Source organism: Stenotrophomonas sp. 112478_Sma, assembly GCF_056479905.1.
This window is the reverse complement of the sequence record NZ_CM151072.1, coordinates 1494028-1513057: the sequence shown is the minus strand read 5'-3', so window position 1 is coordinate 1513057 and position 19030 is coordinate 1494028. Positions and strand designations below refer to the sequence as shown.

Below are 19030 nucleotides of genomic sequence, written 5' to 3'. Positions count from 1 at the left end.
GGACGCTGGCGTCCGGATTCCAGCGGCTGCCATTTTACCCCCTCCCCGGTGGCGAGGCTGAACCGCAGGCGTGCAAATTCGCCGCCCAGACCGCACACTTGCGCGTCGCTCCGCGCTTTAGAACATAGATGAACGCCCGCTATAACGCCGCCGATATTGAAGTCCTGTCCGGCCTTGACCCGGTCAAGCGCCGTCCCGGCATGTATACCGACACCGCGCGCCCCAACCACCTGGCGCAGGAAGTGATCGACAACTCGGTGGACGAGGCCCTCGCCGGCCACGCCCGCTCGATCGAGATCACCCTGTACAAGGACGGCAGCGTGGAGGTCAGCGATGACGGCCGTGGCATGCCGGTGGACATCCATCCGGAAGAGAAGATCCCGGGTGTCGAGCTGATCCTGACCCGCCTGCACGCGGGCGGCAAGTTCAGCAACAACAACTACACCTTCTCCGGCGGCCTGCACGGCGTCGGCGTCAGCGTGGTCAACGCGCTGTCGACCCTGGTGGAGGTGCACATCAAGCGTGAAGGTGCCGAACACCGCATCACCTTCCGTAACGGTGACCGCGCCACGCCGCTGGAAGTGGTGGGCACGGTCGGCAAGAAGAACACGGGCACCCGCGTGCGCTTCTGGCCCGACCCGAAGTACTTCGATACGCCGAAGTTCGCGGTGCGCGCACTCAAGCATCTGCTGCGCGCCAAGGCGGTGTTGTGTCCGGGCCTGACCGTGAAGCTGACCGACGAAGCCACCGGCGAAGTCGACACCTGGTACTACGAGGACGGCCTGCGCGACTACCTGAAGCTGGAGCTGGGCGAGCGCGAAATGCTGCCGGCCGACCTGTTCGTCGGCAACCTGAAGAAGGACACCGAAGTGGTGGACTGGGCCGTGGCCTGGCTGCCGGAAGGCGAGCTGGTCCAGGAAAGCTACGTCAACCTGATCCCGACTGCCCAGCACGGTACCCACGTCAACGGCCTGCGCACCGGCTTGACCGAGGCGCTCCGCGAGTTCTGCGACTTCCGCAACCTGCTGCCGCGTGGCGTGAAGCTGGCGCCGGAAGACGTGTGGGACCGCGTGTCGTTCGTGCTGTCGCTGAAAATGACCGATCCGCAGTTCAGCGGGCAGACCAAGGAACGCCTGTCCTCGCGGCAGGCCGCCGGTTTCGTGGAAGGTGCCGCGCACGATGCATTCAGCCTGCTGCTGAACCAGAACGTGGAACTGGGCGAGAAGATCGCGCAGATCGCCATCGAGCGCGCCAGCGCACGCCTGAAGACCGAAAAGCTGGTGGTCCGCAAGAAGGTCACCCAGGGCCCTGCCCTGCCGGGCAAGCTGGCCGACTGCATCAGCCAGGACCTGTCGCGTACCGAACTGTTCCTGGTGGAAGGTGATTCGGCAGGCGGCAGCGCCAAGCAGGCACGCGACAAGGATTTCCAGGCGATCATGCCGCTGCGCGGCAAGATCCTGAACACCTGGGAAGTCTCCTCCAACAGCGTGCTGGCCTCGGAAGAAGTGCACAACCTGGCCATCGCCATCGGCTGCGATCCGGGCAAGGATGACATCAGCGGCCTGCGCTACGGCAAGGTGGTGATCCTGGCCGACGCCGACTCGGACGGCCTGCACATCGCCACCCTGTTGACGGCGCTGTTCCTGAAGCACTTCCCGGCGCTGGTCGACGCCGGCCACGTGTTCGTGGCAATGCCGCCGCTGTTCCGCATCGACGTGGGCAAGCAGGTCTTCTACGCGCTGGACGAGGAAGAAAAGCGCTCCATGCTGGACAAGATCGAGCGCGAGAAGATCAAGGGCGCGGTCAATGTGACCCGGTTCAAGGGCCTGGGCGAGATGAACCCGTCGCAGCTGCGTGAGTCCACCATCCACCCGGACACCCGTCGCCTGGTGCAGCTGACCGTGGACGATCGCGAGCAGACCCGTTCGCTGATGGACATGCTGCTGGCCAAGAAGCGGGCGTCTGACCGCAAGGGCTGGCTGGAGACCAAGGGCGATCTGGCGTCGCTGGAAGTCTGACCCCAGCGCGGGCCGGGGCCGTTTCCTGTCGGGAAACGGCTCTGGCTGCATGGCCTGGCAGTACCGCTTCAGGCCGCCCACCGGGGCATTACACCCCCATCGGCAAACCCTGCGGGTCCATAATGCGCGCTCATCCGCGTGGACCACCGCATTGCCCAGCCACTCGCTGCTGTTCCCCGGCCTGCCCCTGCACAGCACGCGGCTGGTCCTGAGCCCGATCCGTCGTGATGACGCTGCTGCGTTGTTCACGCTGCAATCCAACCCGGCGGTGATGCGCTGGTGGAACCATCCTGCCTGGACACGGCCGGGCGAAGCCCGCGAACAGATCGACGACGACCTCGCCGCACACGCCATCGGCACCCAGCTCAAGCTGGCCGTGCGCGAATCGCTGGAAGGGCCGTTGCTGGGCATCTGCGTGGTGTTTGCCGTCGATCGCGATGCTGCGCGTGCCGAGATCGGCTATCTGCTGGCACCTGAGGTCCAGGGCCGGGGCTACATGCATGAGGCGTTGCAGCAGGTGCTGGCCTACCTGTTCCGGACGCTGCGCCTGCATCGCGTCGAAGCCGAGATCGATCCGCGCAATGCGGCCTCCGCGCACGTGCTTGAACGCCTCGGCTTCCATCGTGAGGGCCTCCTGCGCCAACGCTGGCGCATCCAGGGCGAGTTGGCCGACTCGGCTGTGTACGGGCTGCTGGCCGATGACGAAGCCGCGAGCGCCCTGCCCACTTGACCCAATCTGGCCGCAACCGACGACAACGCCCGGCCATGGCTTTGGACACATACGGCGCGGCACCCTGGAGGCCTAGCATCGAAACCCCCTTCCGCTGCCGATCCGGTGCCATGAAGTCCCTGCTGCACACTGCCGCGCTCTGCGTCGGCCTGCTCATTGCTCCTGCCAGCGTGCTGGCCGCGCCCGCCGCCGAATCCAAGCCCGACGCCAGGGACGACAGGGCCGAAGCACCTGCGCTGCCGGCCGACGCCTCCACCCGCCAGAGCATCCGCCTGGCAGGCCGCACGCTCGACTACACCGCCACCGTAGGGACCCTGCCGGTACGTGACGAGAAGGGCAAGGTGATCGCCGATGTAGTGTTCACCGCCTACACGATGCCCGGCAAGGACCGGCCGGTGACCTTCGCGCTCAACGGCGGGCCCGGCGCGTCCTCGGTGTATCTCAATCTGGGCGCCATCGGCCCGAAGGTCGTGACCTTCGGCTCGGAGGGCGACAGCGCGTCGGCGCCGGCCACGCTGCACGACAATCCGGGAACGTGGCTGGACTTCACCGACCTGGTCTTCATCGACCCGGTCGGCACCGGCTTCAGCCGTGCCCGCATCGGCGATGACGAAGCCAAGAAGGCACTGTACAACCCCAGTGCCGACATCGAGTACCTGTCGCGATCGATCTACGACTGGTTGCTGCGCAACCAGCGCATGGCGTCGCGCAAGTATCTCACCGGTGAGAGCTACGGTGGCTACCGCGGCCCACGCATCACCCACTACCTGCAGACGCGGCTGGGCGTTGCGATGAACGGCCTGGTGCTGGTCTCGCCGTACCTGAGCCCGACCCTGGAAGACAACGCCGACGTCTCGCCGATGGCGTGGATGCAGACGCTGCCGTCGATCGCAGCGGCGCACCTGGAGCGCCAGGGCCGCCTGACCGACGCGGCGATGCGTGAGGTGATCGAGTACACCCGCGGCGATTACGCCACCGCCCTGATGAAGGGCCGCAGCGATCCGCAGGCCACCGAAGCGATGCTGCGCCGGGTCACCGAGCTGACCGGGCTGGACCCGCAGTTCGTGCGTCGTGCCGGCGGCCGCCTGGAAACCCAGGCCTATCTGCGCGAAGTGTTCCGCGACAAGGGCACGCTGGGCAGCCGCTACGACTCGAACGTGACGGCGTTTGATCCGTTCCCGAACGATCCGGAACAGCGCGCCAACGATCCCCTGCTCGACAGCATCATCGCGCCGACCACCACCGCGATGGTCGACTTCGTCACCCGCGTAGTGGGCTGGAAGGTCGATGCGCGCTACCAGGCATTGAACTACGAGGTGAACCGGCTGTGGGACCGCAACGGGGACCTGCGCCAGGGTGCGGTGACCCAGCTGCGCCAGGCGGTGGCGATCGATCCGAATCTGCAGGTGCTGATCGCGCACGGCTGGAATGACCTGTCATGCCCGTTCATGGGCTCGATCCTGACCGTGGACCAGATGCCGGCGATGGGCAGCAACCCGGACCGCGTGCAGGTGCGCAGCTACCCGGGCGGGCACATGTTCTACAGCCGTGCCGACAGCCAGGCGGCATTCCGCAAGGATGTGCAGGCACTGTTCCAGCGCAACTGAGGGGTTCGGCCGGGCCTGCGGCCCGGCGCCCGCTGACGGCAACGGCAACGGCAAAAGCCGGGTTTCCGTGGGCTGGCGAGGTTCCTGCTGCTGTTGGTGGGTGTCGACCTTGGTCGACACGCTGGATACGGAAAAACGATCTGCCCATGAAAAAAGCCCGCCGGAATCCGGCGGGCTTTTTCATTTCCGGGGTCAGATCCCTATCTGCAGGGAAAGGGCTCTGACCCCAGGGTTGCTGGCATCAGGTCCAGCCGAACAGCTCGAACAGCTTCAGGATCAGGTACGCACAGCCGCCTGCCGCCGGGATGGTCAGGATCCAGGCCCAGACGATGCGCTCGATCACGCCGAACTTCAGCGAACGCGGATTCTTGGCAAAGCCCACGCCCATGATCGCGGTGGAGATGCTGTGCGTGGTCGAGACGGGCATGCCGAAATGCGCAGCCAGAGTCAGGATGGTGGCCGAGCTGGTCTCGGCGGCGAAGCCGTGGATCGGATGCAGCTTGACCATCTTGTGGCCCAGCGTCTTGATGATCTTCCAGCCACCCGAAGCGGTACCGGCGGCCATCACCACCGCACAGGTCAGCACGATCCACATCGCGATGCCGTCACCGGCCTGCGCATCCGGGTGCATGAAGGCCAGCCAGGACGGCAGGTTGTCCAGTGCACCGGTGGCTTCGGCACCGATCAGGGTCATGGCGATGATGCCCATGGTCTTCTGCGCATCGTTGTGCCCGTGTGCGAAGCCCATGTAGGCGGCCGAGACGATCTGCGCCTTGCCGAAGAAGGCATTGACCCAGCGCGGACGGGCCAGGCGGCCAATCGCACCACCGATCCTGGCCAGACCGGCAATCAGGCCCCACAGCAGCACCATCACCACGATGCCCAGCAGGAAACCGGCAATCGGCGAGGTGATCATCGGCACGAACACCTTCCACAGCAGGCCCTTGTTCTGCGCCCAGCTGCCGAGCCGTTCGGACCAGATCAGCGCATCCCAGTTGTTGTGCGCGGCCGCCAGCCCGGCGCCGCACAGGCCACCGATCAGGGCGTGCGAGGACGAGGACGGCAGCCCCTTCCACCAGGTGATCAGGTTCCAGATGATGCCGCCCAGCAGGGCGCACAGGATCACCTGCGGGGTGACATCGACCACGTTGGTGTTGAGCAGGCCCGACGCGATGGTCAGCGCCACCGCCGTACCGGTCAGGGCACCGATCAGGTTCATGAAGGCGGCGAGCATCACCGCCCAGCCGGGCGAGAGCACCTTGGTCGCCACCACGGTGGCGATGGAGTTGGCGGTGTCGTGGAAGCCGTTGATGAACTCGAAGACGAGCGCAGCCAGGATCACCACCAGGACGAGGGTCAACATGCGGCGGCGTCCGTCAGCTGTTCTTCAGCACGATCTGGTACGCCACCACGCCGGCCTCGCGGCAGCGGTCGATGGCTTTTTCCAGGATCTCGAAGAATTCCTTGAGCAGGAACATCTGCAGGTTGTCCAGGCGCCCGGAATAGATGTCACGGTACAGCTCCAGCATCAGCCGGTCGGCCTCGTTCTCCAGCGAGCGCAGCTTCTCGTTGAGCGCGGTCATCCGGTCCAGGTTCATGTGGCGCAGGTCGGCCACCATCTCCACCACCACGCCGGCGGCCTGCTCCAGCATCGCCGCGCGCGGCGCGAAGTCGATGTGCTCCAGGTGGGTCGTGGCCAGCGAATAGCGATCGGCGAACTTCTCGATCTGCTTGGGGATCTTGTACAGCGCCGACCCCAGCGCTTCGATGTCTTCACGCTCGATCGGCGTCATGAAGCTGTCCACCAGCGCCTGGCTGATCTTGTCCGACGCCGCACGCTCGCGCAGGCGGGCCAGCTTGAAGGCGTCCAGCGCGGGCTGGCGGTCGGCCTCGCGCAGCATGGAATGCAGCGCCTTGGCGGCGTCGGAGGCCGCGACGGCAGCCTCATCGAGCAGGGTGTAGAACTGTTTGCCGGAACCGAAAATGGTCTGCAGAGAGAACATTGAGAAACCTGTCAGCCGTCGCGGGAAGGACGGCACCGGACGGAATTATGACGGCTAGATGACCATCTCGGGTATCCCCGCCCCCTTTCCGGGGGTGGAACCCGCCAACCTGAACAGGCAGTTGCCACCTTGCCACGGCCCTTTGCTAAGATGCCAGCGCGCCCTCGGGCGCACCTTATGGACGACGACCCTTATCCCCCAGCGCCGCGCCGGACTCTGCTCCTGAGCGCCTGCCGCCATCGCAAGCACCCGCCCTCCCTGCCACCAACCGGGGACGACGCCCGTGTTTGAAATGATCTTGATTGTCTTCGCGCTGGTTCTGTTGAACGGCTTCTTCGCCATGTCCGAGATGTCGGTCATGACCTCGCGCAAGAGCCGTCTCAAGCAGATGGCCGGCAGCTCCAAGCGCGCCGCCAAGGCCCTGGAGCTGTCCGAAAAGCCCGAGAGCTTCCTGTCCACGGTCCAGATCGGCATCACCGTCATCGGCGTGCTGACCGGCTACCTGGGCGGCGACGCCATCGGCGACGCCATTGCCGGCTGGCTGCAGGGCCTGATGCCCGGCTTCACCTACGCCTCCCAGGTCGGCACCACGCTGGCCGTGACCCTCATCACCTTCGTGACCCTGATCTTTGGTGAGCTGGTGCCCAAGCGGCTGGCCCTGACCCGCTCCGAGACCATTGCCAGCCTGGTGGCCATGCCGATGAGCTGGCTGGCCAAACTGGCCCTGCCCTTCGTCTGGCTGCTGTCCAGGACGACCCAGCTGGTGCTGAAGGCACTTGGCCTGGGCAAGGACGAAGCCGCCTCGGTGACCGAAGAGGAGATCCGCATGCTGGTGGCCGAAAGCCACGAGGCAGGTGTGATCGACACCCATGAGCGCGACATGATGAACCGCGTGATGCGGCTGGGCGATCGCACCGCCGACAGCCTGATGACGCCGCGCAACCGGATCGCCTGGCTGGACACGCAGGCCGGCCTGGACCGCAACCTGGAAATCATGGCCGAGCATGAGTTCTCGCGCTATCCGGTCTATCGCGACAACGACATGGATGTGGTTGGTGTGCTTGAACTGAAATCGCTGGCGACCCGCATGGCACGCGGCGACAACGCGCTGTTCCAGACCCTGCGCGAGCCGTTGTACGTTTCCGAGTCCACCCATGCGATGAAGCTGCTGGAGATCTTCCGGGAAGAACAGCAGTCGATGGCGCTGGTCGTCGACGAATACGGCGAGATCCAGGGACTGGTCACCATCAGCGACCTGATGGGCGCAGTGGTCGGCCGCCTGCAGGCGGTGGAGAATGCCGACGAGGACGCACTGGTGGTGACCCGTGAGGACGGCTCGCTGCTGGTGGACGGCTCGCTGCCGGTGGACGACCTCCGCGAGCTGATCGGCAGCAACGAGCTTCCCGACGCCGAAGAGGGCGACTACTACACCCTGGCCGGCATGTGCATCCACTACTTCGGCCGCATCCCGCACGCGGGCGAGTACTTCGACTGGGCCGGCTGGCGCTTCGAGATCGTCGACCTGGACGGTGCACGTGTGGACAAGCTGCTGCTGCGCACGCTGTCGGACGAGCAGGCCGATGAGCTCACCGCCTGAGTCCGGCCCGCGCGACGCAGCACCTGCCTATCGCAACGAAGGCATCCGCACGCTGCTGGAAATGTTCGCCTGGGGTGATCCGGCCCAGCACATGAAGCTGGGCCAGATCCTGCAGGATCTGCAGCAGAGCGCCTTCGGCGTTTTCCTGTTCGTGGCGATCCTGCCATCGTTCATCCCGATTCCGGGGCTGGGCGGTGCGGTCAGTGGCCCCCTGGTGATCCTCATCGGCCTGCAGATGCTGTGCTGCATGCGGCGCCCCTGGTTGCCGGGCTTCATCGCCCGCCGCGGGCCGAAGCGCGGCACCATGCACCGGTTCCTGGACCGCATCGACCGCCCGCTGCGGCGCTTGGACCGCATGCTCAAGCCACGCCTGCCGCAGCTGCTCAAGCCGCTGCCGGCTCACGCGTTCACCGGCGCACTGCTGGTCCTGCTGGGCATCCTGCTGTCGCTGCCGATCCCGTTCACCAACTATCTGTTCGGCTTCCAGCTGCTGCTGTTCTCCCTGGCCCTGCTCGAGCGCGACGGCGCGCTGATGCTGGTCAACTGGATCGGAGCATTGGCGGCAATCGCGTTCTTTGGTTTCAGTTCCGGCCAACTGGTGAGCTACACCGTCGAACTGTTCCAGCGCTGGTTCTGAACCGGGCCCATCAACGCAGGTCGACGAAACCGTTGTCGGCAAGCTGGCCTGGCTCATCCTGTACCGCAGACAGCACGAACGTCAGCGCCCTGCCCAGCAGCGTGCCCGGTCCATCCCAGTACTCGGCCGATTCAGCCTGCACGTGGATGAGCCGAAGGTTCGGATCGTCCTTGCCGCCGGGGAAGAACAGCTTCATCGCTGGCGACCACAGCGCTTCCACCTTGGCTCGATCGTCGACGATGCGCGCATTGCCCGCCACCGACACATAGGTGTTCTTCGACGTCGAAGCGTAGGCCACGTTGACCCGCGGATTGAGCGCGATTTCCGCCACTTTCGGGCTGTCGGCTGCAGTAGCGAACCAGAGGTCACCATCGAAGGCGACCTGCTGGGTGCCGAGCGGACGGCTGTACAGGCGACCATCCACACCGACCGTGGTGAACATCGCCACCTCCACATCCTTGATCAGTTCGGCCAGCTGGGCGATGTGTTCTGCGCGGGAATCCGACATGGGGAGCTCCAGGGGTAGGGAGCCCCCATCAGACGCGGAAGGTCTGCAATGCGCCGTGATGCAATCGTTCAGCCCGCGTGGCGATCGTGCCACGCCCGCATGGTCAGCTCGAACGAGCGCAGCCGCGCGCGATGGTCATACAGATTGGCGGTGAGCATCAGTTCGTCAGGTCGATGGCGTTGGACGAACGCGGCGATACCCTCGGCCACCTGCTGCGGATCACCCAGCACCGTGCACGCCAATGCCCGCTCGACCCCCAGTTTCTCGTGCGGCTCCCAGAACGATTCGATGTCGTCGATCGGTGCCGGGATCTTGCCGGGACGCCCCCGGCGCAGATTGACGAAGCTCTGCTGCTGGCTGGTGAACAGGCGGCGCGATTCGGCTTCGCTGTCGCTGGCCACCACGTTCAATGCCAGCATCGCGTGCGGTTGCTTCAACGTGGCCGAAGGACGGAATTCGCGGCGGTAGACTGCCAGCGCCTCATCCATCGCGTCCGGGGCGAAGTGCGAGGCGAAGGCGTACGGCAGCCCCATCGATGCCGCCATGCGCGCACCGAACAGGCTGGAACCCAGGATCCACGTCGGCACCCGCAGGCCGCCGCCAGGCACGGCCTGCACCGCCTGACCGGGCTGGACCGGCTCGAAGTAATGCAGCAGCTCACGCACATCCTGCGGGAACTGGTCAGCGCTGTCGAAATAGCGCCGCAGCGCGCGGGCGGTCGGCTGGTCGGTGCCGGGCGCCCGCCCCAGCCCCAGATCGATGCGGTCCGGATAGAGCGAGGCCAGCGTGCCGAACTGCTCGGCCACCTGCAGCGGCGCATGGTTGGGCAGCATGATGCCGCCTGCACCGACACGGATGCGCTGCGTGCCACCGGCAACGTGCCCGATCAGCACGGCGGTGGCCGCGCTGGCGATACCGGGCATGTTGTGGTGTTCGGCCAGCCAGTAGCGGCGGTAGCCCAGCGCATCGGCATGCTGGGCCAGTTCCAGCATGTTGGAGAAGGCGGCGGTGGTATCGCTGCCCTCGCAGACCGGGGCCAGGTCGAGGATCGACAACGGGATCATCAGGCGGTTTCCGTCAAAAGATTCCCTGTGCATGGGGTCGGCCCGGCACGGCGGCCAGTGCCGGTGGCGGGACGCTGATTCCTGCCGGGCGGGTCAGCTCCCCAGGTGGACCGGACAGCCGTGCACGACCGGCGCCCGGGACAGCCGCTCAGAAGGCGCTGGGGCGTGGTTCCGGCAGCGGCTCATCCACCAGCGGCCTGAGCTCCGCATCCAGCGCCACCCGTTCATCGAACACGAAACAGCGCCCGTCGTAGCCCTCGCCGCCCACCTCTTCGAAGTAGCCGAGAATGCCGCCATCGAGCTGCAGCACGTTGTCCATGCCGTCATTGAGCATCCACAGTGCGGCCTTCTCGCAGCGGATGCCACCCGTGCAGAAGCTGACCACGGTGCTGTCCTTCAATGCGTCGCGGTGCGGCGCCAGGGCCTCCGGCAGATCGGTGAACTTGTGGATCGGCAGCACCAGCGCGTCCTTGAACGTGCCGTACTCCACCTCCTGCAGATTGCGGGTATCGAGCATCACCACCGGCTTTCCCGCATCGTCGTGGCCCTGCCGCAACCAACGCTGTACGGTGGCCGGATCGACCGCCGGCGCGCGTGGATAGGCCAGCGGCTGGCCGTCATCGCGGCGGAAACTGATGATCTCCGGCTTCACTCTGGCCTTGAGCCGCGCGAAGGGCTGATGCTCGCTGAAGCTGGTCTTGACCCGCATTCCGGCCAGACGCGGATCCTCACGCAGTGCCGCGTAGAAGCCCTCGATGGCGGCCGGGGCGCCCGCCAGGAACAGATTCAGGCCCTCGCCCGCCACCAGGATCGTGCCGCGCAGCCCAGCCGCTTCGGCACGCGCCAGCAATTGGTCGCACAGAACCTCGGGGGCGTCGATGGCAGTGAAATGATAGGCGGCGGTATTGGCGATCATCCGCGCATTTTAGCGCCTGGCCGCCACCGGGTCAGGACCCGGGGTCGATGATCGGCGGCTGGAGCGCCCTACCCCCGCAGCAGCATGAACGGCAGCAGCACCAGGGCAGCAGCGCCCAGCATCGCCAGCAGTACCAGCACGACATACAGCGGCCGGCGCCGCAGCAGGCTGCCGAAGGTCTCGGCCGTGCCATCACGCAGGGCCTGCTCACGCTCGGCCCGGATGCGTGGCGCGCGCTCGGCCTGGTACTCGGCCATCAATGCCTTGGCGCGCGCATGATCGCCGTCATCGCGCAGCCACAGCCCGCCATTGGAAATGCCCCAGGGACTGGGCTCGGTGCGGTACCAGGCGATGCCGTGGCGATCCAGGAGCGTGCAGACGTCGGCGTATTCGTCATCGCCGACATTGCGCAGATTGAGCAGGAGTTTGGCCATGGCGCCATGATACCCGGCGCCGATGCGCTACCCTTGCCGCCCTCGCCCTGCGCCCGACGGAGATGCCCGATGCGCCGACTGCTGCTTCCCCTGTTGCTGTCCCTTGCTGCTGCCGGCTGCTCGATGGAGCCGTCCGGCCCACCACCGGGAGGCACGCTGACCACCTTCGAGCGCATCGACACCCAGCCCGGTACCGGGGCCGAAGCGGTGGCGGGCCGGAAGGTCACCGTGCACTACACCGGCTGGATCTACGACAACCGCACCGAGAGCAAGCATGGCAAGACATTCGACAGCTCGGTCGGACGCGGCCAGCCGTTCACCTTCGTGCTCGGTGCCGGCCAGGTCATCCGCGGCTGGGATGAAGGTGTGGCCGGCATGAAGGTCGGCGGCAAGCGCACCCTGATGATCCCCCCGGACCTGGGCTACGGCAGCCGTCGCGCCGGCCCGATCCCGCCGGGCTCCTCGCTGGTGTTCGATGTCGAGCTGCTCGATGTCCAACCCTGATCGACATGCGCCGCGCCGCGTGGCTGTCGTCGGTGGCGGCCCGGCAGGGCTGTTCGCTGCCGAGCGCCTGCGCGCCGCCGGCCTGGAGGTGGACCTCTATGAAGCCAAGGGTTCCCCCGGTCGCAAGTTCCTGATCGCCGGCAAGGGCGGGCTCAACCTGACCCACTCCGATGCGCGCCCGCTGTTCGACAGCCGCTACCGCGAGCAGGCCGGTGAAGTCGGCCGCTGGCTGGACGGGTTCGACGCGCAGGCACTGCGCGACTGGGCCGCCGATCTCGGCGTGGAGACCTATGTCGGCAGTTCCGGCCGCGTGTTCCCGGTCAATCGCAAGGCTGCGCCCCTGCTGCGCGGCTGGGTGCGCCGCTTGAAGGAGCAGGGCGTACGCCTGCACGTGAATCACCGCTGGTGCGGATGGGCCAGCGACGGCGCGCTGCGCTTCAACACCGAAGACGGCCACCTCGACGTGCACGCTGATGCCACCGTGCTGGCGCTGGGCGGCGGCAGTTGGCCGCATCTCGGCAGCGACGGTGCCTGGGTGGCACCGCTGCAGGCGCGCGGCGTGGACATCGCGCCGTTACAGGCCGCCAACTGCGGGTTCGACGTCGACTGGACGCCCCTGTTCGCCCAGCGCAATGCCGGTGCCCCTTTGAAACCAGTGGTAGCGCATTGGATCGACCTGACCGGCCAACCACGGTCACTGCAGGGCGAATGCGTCGCCAGCGACTATGGCATCGAAGGCAGCCTGATCTACGCGCTGTCGGCCGACCTGCGCGAAACCATCAACCGCAAGGGTTGTGCGCCATTGTGGCTGGACCTGGCACCGGGCCGCGATGAGGCACGCCTGCTGGCCGATCTGTCGCGCCCACGCAAGGGCCGCAGCTTCGGTGAGCACCTGCGCCGCCAGGCCGGGGTGGACGCAGTGAAAGCGGCACTTGTGTTCGAGCACCTCGGCAAAGACGCGGGCAACGATCTTGCTGCGGTCGCAGCGACGCTCAAGCGCCTGCCGCTGAAACTGCTGCGCCCGCGGCCGATGGCTGAGGTGATCAGCACGGCCGGAGGGGTAAGGCTGGACGCGCTCGACGCAGGGCTGATGCTGCGTGCCCTGCCCGGCGTGTTCTGCGCTGGCGAAATGCTGGACTGGGAGGCGCCGACCGGCGGCTACCTGCTGACGGCCTGCTATGCCAGTGGCCTGCGCGCCGCCGAAGGCGTGATCCAGTGGTTAGCCACACGCTGAATCGCCTGCGGTAGCAGCGGGCGTGGCCCGGCGCTACCGGAAGCAGCGCCTCACCACGGCCTTCGCATGCGTACAGAGGCGAGTGGTACCCCGCTGGGATGGGGATAGATTTCCTCGCGTTCGCGGATGAAACCCTGCCGCTGATAGAAGGACACGGCATTGAGCGAGGCCGACAGCACCACCTCGCGCCCCGGATCGGCCAGCGCCAGCAGACGCTGCATCAGCGCCTGGCCGATACCCTGTCCGCCACGATCCGGATCGACGAACAGCGCATCCACCTCATTGCCATCGATATCCAGCACGCCAAAGCCGAGCAGCTCGCCCTGCCCGCCTTCGGCCACCACACAGCCGCCCTGCGACAGCAGCCGCGGATACTGCGCCGGCGGCAGCGACGCCGCCCAGGGTGCGATCACCTCCGGCGGATAGTGACTGCTGCAGGTCTCGCGCACGCACCGCGTGCGCAGGGCCCACAGCGGCGTGACATCGTCGATCGTCCCGGTCCTGAACTGCATGCAACCTCCGTGTGGAACCCATCACCGCGACTTGCTGGCTCTCAGCGCCTGGATCCGGGCCGGCGGCTGGAATGAATCACTGCGCGCGTCTGCCCAGAACGCATGGAATACCGCGTGATCCGGCACCCGCCGCAGCAGTTCTCCCGGCTCCAGATAGCGATACAGCGTCGCCAGCGAGCGGATCTCCACCGGCGACACGCGGCGCAGGATGTGCTCCGGCCCCAGTTCGGCCGGATCATTCAGGCCGGCCGCGCACAACAGCTCCTTCAGGGCATGCAGCGTGTGCTCGTGGTAGCTATGCACGCGCGTGGCCTTGTCAGGCGCGTCGAGGTGCTTCCAGCGCGCCGGGTCCTGCGTGGCGATGCCGGTCGGGCACTTGTCGGTGTGGCAGCTCAACGACTGGATGCACCCCAGTGCGAACATGAAGCCACGACCGGCATTGCACCAGTCCGCGCCGAGCGCGATGGTCCGGGCAATGTCGAATGCGCTGGTTATCTTGCCGGCCGCACCGATGCGGATGCGCTCGCGCAGGTCCAGCCCGACCAGGGTGTTGTGGACCAGCAGCAGTGCCTCGTGCATCGGCACGCCGACATGATCGACAAACTCGGCCGGTGCCGCGCCCGTGCCGCCCTCGGCGCCATCGACAACGATGAAGTCCGGCAACAGGCCGGTCTCCTGCATCGCCTTGGCGATACCGAACCACTCCCAGGGATGGCCGATGGCCAGCTTGAAGCCGACCGGTTTGCCACCGGACAGTTCACGCAGGCGGGCGACGAACTGCAGCAGTTCGACCGGCGTGGAAAACGCCGAGTGCCGCGACGGAGATACACAGTCCACCCCCATCGGCACGCCCCGGGTCACGGAGATCTCGGCCGTCACCTTCGGCGCGGGCAATACGCCGCCATGACCGGGCTTGGCCCCCTGGGACAGCTTGATCTCGATCATCTTCACCTGGTCATGGGTGGCGTTGGCGACGAACCGCTCTTCGCTGAAACCGCCCTTCTCGTCGCGGCAACCGAAGTAGCCCGAGCCGATTTCCCAGACCAGATCGCCGCCCATCTCACGGTGGTAGGGCGAGATCGAGCCTTCGCCCGTATCGTGATAGAAGCCGCCACGGCGTGCGCCTTCATTGAGCGCGCGGATCGCGTTGGCCGACAGCGAGCCGAAGCTCATCGCCGAGATGTTGAACACACTCGCCGAATAGGGCTTGGCGCAGCCTGCGCCGATCAGCACACGGAAATCGTGCCGGGCGATGGTGGTCGGTGCCAGCGAATGGTTGATCCATTCGTAGTCCACCGCATATGCACTACGCAGCGTGCCGAACGGCACCGTATCCATCTCGTTCTTGGCACGCTGGTAGATCAGTGCACGCTGCTGGCGCGAGAAGGGCACGTCTTCCAGATCACTCTGCACGAAATACTGGCGGATCTCCGGGCCGATCGATTCCAGCCCGTATCTGAAGTGCGCCATGACCGGATAGTTGCGGCGCAGGGTGCTGCGCTTCTGCAGCAGATCCCAGGTCCCCAGCGCCACCATCGCGGCGGTCAGACCGACGCCCCAGTACCAGGCAGGCCATATCGTGGCCAGCCACAGGCAGACGGGGAACATCAGGATGGCGAGCAGGTAGACGATATACCGGTGCATGGCGTTCCTTGGTTGCAACTGCAGCCGAGTCTACCGCGCCCGCCATCATCAACGCCTACAGGCGATCGTCGACCACGCTGCGCGGCCAGGCCGATTTCACGTCATACACCAGGCCGCCGGGCGCCAGCAGGCCGCGGATGCGGGCTTCATCCATCGCCTTGAAACTGGCATGCGCCACTGCCAATACGACCGCGTCGTAACAGCCGGCCTTCGGCTCGGCCAGCCACCGCACACCGGCATCGGCCAAGGCCGCCGGGCCCACCCATGGATCGCTGACATCGACCTGGGCGCCTGCGTCTGCCAGGCGCTGCGCCAGCTCCAGCGCACGACTGTTGCGCAGATCGGGGCAGTCTTCCTTGAAGGTGACGCCCAGCACCAGCACGCGCGCCTGGGCCGCGGTCCGCCCGCGCTCGGCCAACATGGCCAGGACGCGCATGGCCACGTGCTCGCCGACACGGTTGTTGACCTGCCGCGCGGTGTGGATGAGGTCCGGGTGGTAACCCACACTTTCCGACTTGTGCAGCAGGTAGTAGGGATCCACGCCGATGCAGTGGCCACCGACCAGACCGGGACGGAACGGCAGGAAATTCCACTTGCTGCCCGCGGCGTCCAGCACGTCCTGGGTATCGATGCCGAGACGGTCGAAAATCAGCGCCAGCTCGTTGACCAGGGCGATGTTGACGTCGCGCTGGATGTTCTCGACCACCTTGGCCGCTTCGGCCACGCGCATCGATGGCGCCGGGAAGGTGCCTGCGTCGATGATGCGGCGGTACAGCCCATCGACCACCGACGCCACCTCCGGTGTCGAACCCGAGGTGATCTTGCGGATGTCGGCCAGACGGCGCTGGCGGTCCCCCGGGCTGACCCGCTCCGGACTGTAGCCGCAGTAGAAATCTTCGTTGAATCGCAGGCCCGAACCCTGCTCCAGCAAGGGCACGCAGACTTCCTCGGTCGTGCCGGGATAGACCGTGGACTCGTAGATCACCAGATCGCCGGCGCGCAGATGGCTGGCGATCAACCGCGTCGCCGAGCGCAGGGGTTCCAGATCAGGCTGCTCGTAGGCATCGATGGGCGTCGGCACGGTGACGATGTACACGTTGCACTCGTCCAGCCGCGCAGGGTCGCTGCTGTACTCCAGCTGGCGTGCAGCGGCGAGTTCCCCGGCCTCCACCTCCAGCGTGTGGTCCTGGCCCGCGCGCAGCTCGGCGATGCGTTCGGGGTCGATGTCGAAGCCGAGCGTCCGCTGTTCCCGGCCGAAGGCCACGGCCAGTGGCAGGCCCACGTAACCCAGACCGATCACCGCGAACCGGGGCGCTTCCGCCGCCGACACCGGCACGCTCATCAATGTACCCGCCATGCCGGCAGCGACGGATCGCCCACTGCCGCCGCTTCGGCCATCACGCTCATTCGCTGCCCACTCCGGGAAGTCTTCGCAAGAGGGCTACAGCGTAACGGTGTCAGGACCTTGTCGCCAAGGTCAGGAGCCCAGTGCGACCGCGGCAGGCTCCAGCTCGCCATCGGCCCCGGTCCAGGCCTGCAGCAGGTGCTCGAACCCCACGCTGCCCAGCGTCAACCCCGGCCACGCCTCACCGACGATCTGTGCCAGCAGCTCCGCCTCGATGCGTCGCGTCCCCATGTTCCAGCGGGGGAACGCCCGCTGCGGCACGGGCGCCCGGCACAGCACCTTCAACTGGGTATGGCTGCGGGCATTGAGGATGCGCGGGAACACCGAATCGATACCATCCTGCGGACCTTCGAGATACTGCAGGAAGCGCGCACCGTCGAACATCAGCACCCCGGTGACGCCAGCCACGCGATTGAACGCCGTGGCATCGGCCAGCAGGCGGTCAAGATCGGATGTCCGCAGATCGGCGCGGGCATCGCTGACGTAGGCGATCGCGTAGAGCGACATCAGGTGGCTCCCCCCTGGGAACGATGGTCGGGACTATGGCATGAATGGGCGCTACAGTTAAGCGCGCCGTGCGATGCCCGGCCGCCGGTGCTGGAGCCCCCGCTGGGCTACAATCGGCGCCGCACTGCAGGCCCGGATGGCGAAACTGGTAGACGCATCGGACTTAAAATCCGCCGACCGCAAGGTCATGCCGGTTCGATTCCGGCTCCGGGCACCAGGGCTTTCGGGCAGAATGCGACACGCAGTGGCGTGAACCTCCCAACCACTTCAGATCGCGCGCGAATAGCGCGGCTGCTCGTGCGCTGCACGCAGATGGGGATCGAAGCACATCGCCAGCAGGCGCAGAAGCGGCCGGCCGCGTTCGCTGGCACGGACCACGCCATCGCGATACTCGACCAGGCCATCGTCCTGAAGCCGTTGCACGGCGCACAGGTCCTCGGCGAAGTAGTCGTCGAACACGATGCCGTGGCGATCGCCGAGCGCGCGTCCATCGACCTCTCCCTGGCACATCAGCTGCTGGATCAGGTCTGCGCGCAGCTGATCGTCGGCGCTGAGCGCCACGCCACGCCAGACCGGCAGCTGGCCCTGATCGACCGCACTCTCCCAGGACGGCAGGTCGCGTGGGTTCTGGCTGTAGGTCGCACCGATATGACTGATCGCGCTGACGCCGAGGCCCAGCAGGTCGGTATCGGCATGGGTGGTGTAGCCCATGAAGTTGCGATGCAGCTGGCCAGCGCGCTGGGCGCGCGAAAGATCCTCTTCCGGCAGCGCGAAATGATCCATGCCGATGTACTGATAGCCCGCTGCCGACAGCTGCTGCACGGCAAGTCCCAGCAGCGCAAGCTTGTCCTCCGGCGAGGGCAGCGCGCGCTCGTCGATCTGCCGCTGCGCGCGGAACAGATGCGGAAGGTGCGCGTAGCCATACACCGCCAATCGGTCCGGCCGCAGCGCCAGCACCTGCTCGAGGGTGCGGCCGAATCCTTCCTGGCTTTGTCCCGGTAGCCCGTAGATGAGATCCACGTTGACCGATCGCATGCCGCTGTCACGACAGGCATGCAGGATGTCCAGGGTCTGCTGCACCCCCTGCACACGGTTGATCGACGCCTGGACCGAGGGATCGAAGTCCTGCACGCCCAGGCTGGCGCGATTGAAGCCCAGCCGTGCCAGCATCGCCACGTCACGCGTTTCGATGAAGCGTGGATCAAGCTCGATCGAGAAATCGCGCTCGGCCGAGCAGCTGAAGTCAAAACGCCGGCGAAGGCCGTCGATCAGCGTGGTCATTGCCTCGGCATCCAGGAAATTCGGCGTTCCGCCCCCCAGGTGCAGCTGGATCACCTCACGGCCCTTCTGGAACTGCGGCGCCAGCAGATCGGCCTCGGCCAGGACCCGTGAGACGTAGCTGTGGCCACGGCTTCGATCACGGGTGATCACCCGGTTGCAGCCGCAGTAGAAGCACGGGCTGGAGCAGAACGGGACATGCACGTACAGCGACAGCGCGCGCGCCAGCACGTCGCTGTCCGCGATCGCCTGGCGCAGTGCGGGCGCGCCAAAACCATCGTGGAAGTGCGGAGCGGTCGGATACGAGGTGTAGCGCGGTCCGGGCCGGTCATGCCGGCGCAGCAGATCGGGGTCGAAGGTCCAGGCCAGGCCGCCGGCAGCGGGAGAGAACGTGTCCATGCCGCCAGCATCGCGCCGGACAGTCAGTGCCGC

18 protein-coding genes and 1 tRNA gene are annotated in these 19030 nt (G+C 66.5%); 8 read left to right on the top strand and 11 right to left on the bottom strand.

Going from position 1 to position 19030, the window contains the following annotated elements; translation table 11 throughout:
* Positions 1-128 precede the first annotated feature (128 nt).
* The 3 genes from parE to ACZK08_RS07120 all read left to right on the top strand — a co-directional run bounded on the left by parE (position 129) and on the right by ACZK08_RS07120 (position 4355).
* Positions 129-2018, top strand: coding sequence for a DNA topoisomerase IV subunit B (gene parE / locus ACZK08_RS07130; protein ID WP_053519719.1), 1890 nt, complete (start codon positions 129-131; stop codon positions 2016-2018).
* Between the two features lie 151 nt (positions 2019-2169).
* A complete protein-coding gene (locus ACZK08_RS07125) occupies positions 2170-2748 on the top strand; it encodes a GNAT family N-acetyltransferase (RefSeq protein WP_053519739.1) in 579 nt (192 codons plus the stop codon).
* Positions 2749-2858: 110 nt separating this feature from the next.
* Entirely contained in the window at positions 2859-4355 is a 1497-nt protein-coding gene (locus ACZK08_RS07120) for a S10 family peptidase (RefSeq protein WP_065181251.1), read from the top strand.
* A gap of 241 nt (positions 4356-4596) precedes the next feature.
* Here the strand turns inward: ACZK08_RS07120 and ACZK08_RS07115 are convergent, their stop codons facing one another.
* Together ACZK08_RS07115 and ACZK08_RS07110 are read right to left on the bottom strand one after the other, a co-directional pair.
* Positions 4597-5718 (bottom strand): inorganic phosphate transporter, encoded by a 1122-nt coding sequence (locus tag ACZK08_RS07115; RefSeq protein WP_053519810.1) that lies wholly within the window; start codon positions 5716-5718, stop codon positions 4597-4599.
* Positions 5719-5731: 13 nt separating this feature from the next.
* Complete coding sequence (locus ACZK08_RS07110) at positions 5732-6358, bottom strand: DUF47 domain-containing protein (protein WP_004152833.1); 627 nt, start codon at positions 6356-6358, stop codon at positions 5732-5734.
* Between the two features lie 292 nt (positions 6359-6650).
* Between ACZK08_RS07110 and ACZK08_RS07105 the strand changes: the two genes are divergently transcribed.
* The gene (locus ACZK08_RS07105; protein WP_065181250.1) at positions 6651-7955 is read left to right on the top strand and encodes a hemolysin family protein; all 1305 of its coding nucleotides are present in this window, start codon (positions 6651-6653) and stop codon (positions 7953-7955) included.
* Positions 7939-8592: an exopolysaccharide biosynthesis protein gene (locus ACZK08_RS07100; protein ID WP_053519808.1), complete on the top strand. Its 654-nt coding sequence runs from the start codon at positions 7939-7941 to the stop codon at positions 8590-8592. Before ACZK08_RS07105 ends, ACZK08_RS07100 begins: the two co-directional genes overlap by 17 nt.
* Before the next feature lie 10 nt (positions 8593-8602).
* On the opposite strand, the gene ACZK08_RS07095 is transcribed toward ACZK08_RS07100, so the two are convergent.
* From ACZK08_RS07095 to ACZK08_RS07080, 4 genes are all read right to left on the bottom strand, one after another.
* Positions 8603-9100 carry a pyridoxamine 5'-phosphate oxidase family protein gene (locus tag ACZK08_RS07095; protein WP_053519807.1) on the bottom strand — a complete coding sequence of 166 codons (498 nt, stop codon included), beginning with the start codon at positions 9098-9100 and terminating at the stop codon, positions 8603-8605.
* 68 nt (positions 9101-9168) lie between these two features.
* Positions 9169-10164, bottom strand: coding sequence for an LLM class flavin-dependent oxidoreductase (locus ACZK08_RS07090; protein WP_065181249.1), 996 nt, complete (start codon positions 10162-10164; stop codon positions 9169-9171).
* 148 nt (positions 10165-10312) lie between these two features.
* Positions 10313-11080 (bottom strand): sulfurtransferase, encoded by a 768-nt coding sequence (locus ACZK08_RS07085; protein ID WP_053519805.1) that lies wholly within the window; start codon positions 11078-11080, stop codon positions 10313-10315.
* A 68-nt stretch (positions 11081-11148) separates the two neighbouring features.
* Positions 11149-11514 (bottom strand): DUF6164 family protein, encoded by a 366-nt coding sequence (locus ACZK08_RS07080; RefSeq protein WP_065181248.1) that lies wholly within the window; start codon positions 11512-11514, stop codon positions 11149-11151.
* 69 nt (positions 11515-11583) lie between these two features.
* Between ACZK08_RS07080 and ACZK08_RS07075 the strand changes: the two genes are divergently transcribed.
* Positions 11584-12018: an FKBP-type peptidyl-prolyl cis-trans isomerase gene (locus tag ACZK08_RS07075; RefSeq protein ID WP_053519803.1), complete on the top strand. Its 435-nt coding sequence runs from the start codon at positions 11584-11586 to the stop codon at positions 12016-12018.
* Positions 12005-13252, top strand: a complete 1248-nt coding sequence (locus tag ACZK08_RS07070) for a TIGR03862 family flavoprotein (protein ID WP_065181247.1) — start codon at positions 12005-12007, stop codon at positions 13250-13252. Before ACZK08_RS07075 ends, ACZK08_RS07070 begins: the two co-directional genes overlap by 14 nt.
* Before the next feature lie 50 nt (positions 13253-13302).
* On the opposite strand, the gene ACZK08_RS07065 is transcribed toward ACZK08_RS07070, so the two are convergent.
* The 4 genes from ACZK08_RS07065 to ACZK08_RS07050 all read right to left on the bottom strand — a co-directional run bounded on the left by ACZK08_RS07065 (position 13303) and on the right by ACZK08_RS07050 (position 17320).
* Entirely contained in the window at positions 13303-13764 is a 462-nt protein-coding gene (locus ACZK08_RS07065; RefSeq protein ID WP_065181246.1) for a GNAT family N-acetyltransferase, read from the bottom strand.
* Positions 13765-13785: 21 nt separating this feature from the next.
* Complete coding sequence (locus tag ACZK08_RS07060; protein WP_053519800.1) at positions 13786-15408, bottom strand: FMN-binding glutamate synthase family protein; 1623 nt, start codon at positions 15406-15408, stop codon at positions 13786-13788.
* Between the two features lie 55 nt (positions 15409-15463).
* Positions 15464-16750, bottom strand: coding sequence for a nucleotide sugar dehydrogenase (locus ACZK08_RS07055; protein WP_065181245.1), 1287 nt, complete (start codon positions 16748-16750; stop codon positions 15464-15466).
* A 135-nt stretch (positions 16751-16885) separates the two neighbouring features.
* Positions 16886-17320, bottom strand: coding sequence for a BLUF domain-containing protein (locus tag ACZK08_RS07050; protein WP_053519798.1), 435 nt, complete (start codon positions 17318-17320; stop codon positions 16886-16888).
* Between the two features lie 130 nt (positions 17321-17450).
* Here ACZK08_RS07050 and ACZK08_RS07045 point away from each other — a divergent pair.
* Positions 17451-17537: transfer RNA gene (locus ACZK08_RS07045), tRNA-Leu, on the top strand.
* Positions 17538-17587: 50 nt separating this feature from the next.
* On the opposite strand, the gene hemN is transcribed toward ACZK08_RS07045, so the two are convergent.
* Positions 17588-18997 (bottom strand): oxygen-independent coproporphyrinogen III oxidase, encoded by a 1410-nt coding sequence (gene hemN / locus ACZK08_RS07040; protein ID WP_065181388.1) that lies wholly within the window; start codon positions 18995-18997, stop codon positions 17588-17590.
* Positions 18998-19030: the final 33 nt, after the last annotated feature.

Excerpts from the sequence above, each read along its gene's own strand:
- parE (WP_053519719.1), top strand. The coding sequence starts at position 129 with ATGAACGCCCGCTATAACGCCGCCGATATTGAAGTCCTGTCCGGCCTT.
- ACZK08_RS07120 (WP_065181251.1), top strand. The coding sequence starts at position 2,859 with ATGAAGTCCCTGCTGCACACTGCCGCGCTCTGCGTCGGCCTGCTCATT.
- ACZK08_RS07115 (WP_053519810.1), bottom strand. The coding sequence starts at position 5,718 with ATGTTGACCCTCGTCCTGGTGGTGATCCTGGCTGCGCTCGTCTTCGAG.
- ACZK08_RS07110 (WP_004152833.1), bottom strand. The coding sequence starts at position 6,358 with ATGTTCTCTCTGCAGACCATTTTCGGTTCCGGCAAACAGTTCTACACC.
- ACZK08_RS07105 (WP_065181250.1), top strand. The coding sequence starts at position 6,651 with ATGATCTTGATTGTCTTCGCGCTGGTTCTGTTGAACGGCTTCTTCGCC.
- ACZK08_RS07100 (WP_053519808.1), top strand. The coding sequence starts at position 7,939 with ATGAGCTCACCGCCTGAGTCCGGCCCGCGCGACGCAGCACCTGCCTAT.
- ACZK08_RS07095 (WP_053519807.1), bottom strand. The coding sequence starts at position 9,100 with ATGTCGGATTCCCGCGCAGAACACATCGCCCAGCTGGCCGAACTGATC.
- ACZK08_RS07090 (WP_065181249.1), bottom strand. The coding sequence starts at position 10,164 with ATGATCCCGTTGTCGATCCTCGACCTGGCCCCGGTCTGCGAGGGCAGC.
- ACZK08_RS07085 (WP_053519805.1), bottom strand. The coding sequence starts at position 11,080 with ATGATCGCCAATACCGCCGCCTATCATTTCACTGCCATCGACGCCCCC.
- ACZK08_RS07080 (WP_065181248.1), bottom strand. The coding sequence starts at position 11,514 with ATGGCCAAACTCCTGCTCAATCTGCGCAATGTCGGCGATGACGAATAC.
- ACZK08_RS07075 (WP_053519803.1), top strand. The coding sequence starts at position 11,584 with ATGCGCCGACTGCTGCTTCCCCTGTTGCTGTCCCTTGCTGCTGCCGGC.
- ACZK08_RS07070 (WP_065181247.1), top strand. The coding sequence starts at position 12,005 with ATGTCCAACCCTGATCGACATGCGCCGCGCCGCGTGGCTGTCGTCGGT.
- ACZK08_RS07065 (WP_065181246.1), bottom strand. The coding sequence starts at position 13,764 with ATGCAGTTCAGGACCGGGACGATCGACGATGTCACGCCGCTGTGGGCC.
- ACZK08_RS07060 (WP_053519800.1), bottom strand. The coding sequence starts at position 15,408 with ATGCACCGGTATATCGTCTACCTGCTCGCCATCCTGATGTTCCCCGTC.
- ACZK08_RS07055 (WP_065181245.1), bottom strand. The coding sequence starts at position 16,750 with ATGAGCGTGCCGGTGTCGGCGGCGGAAGCGCCCCGGTTCGCGGTGATC.
- ACZK08_RS07050 (WP_053519798.1), bottom strand. The coding sequence starts at position 17,320 with ATGTCGCTCTACGCGATCGCCTACGTCAGCGATGCCCGCGCCGATCTG.
- hemN (WP_065181388.1), bottom strand. The coding sequence starts at position 18,997 with ATGGACACGTTCTCTCCCGCTGCCGGCGGCCTGGCCTGGACCTTCGAC.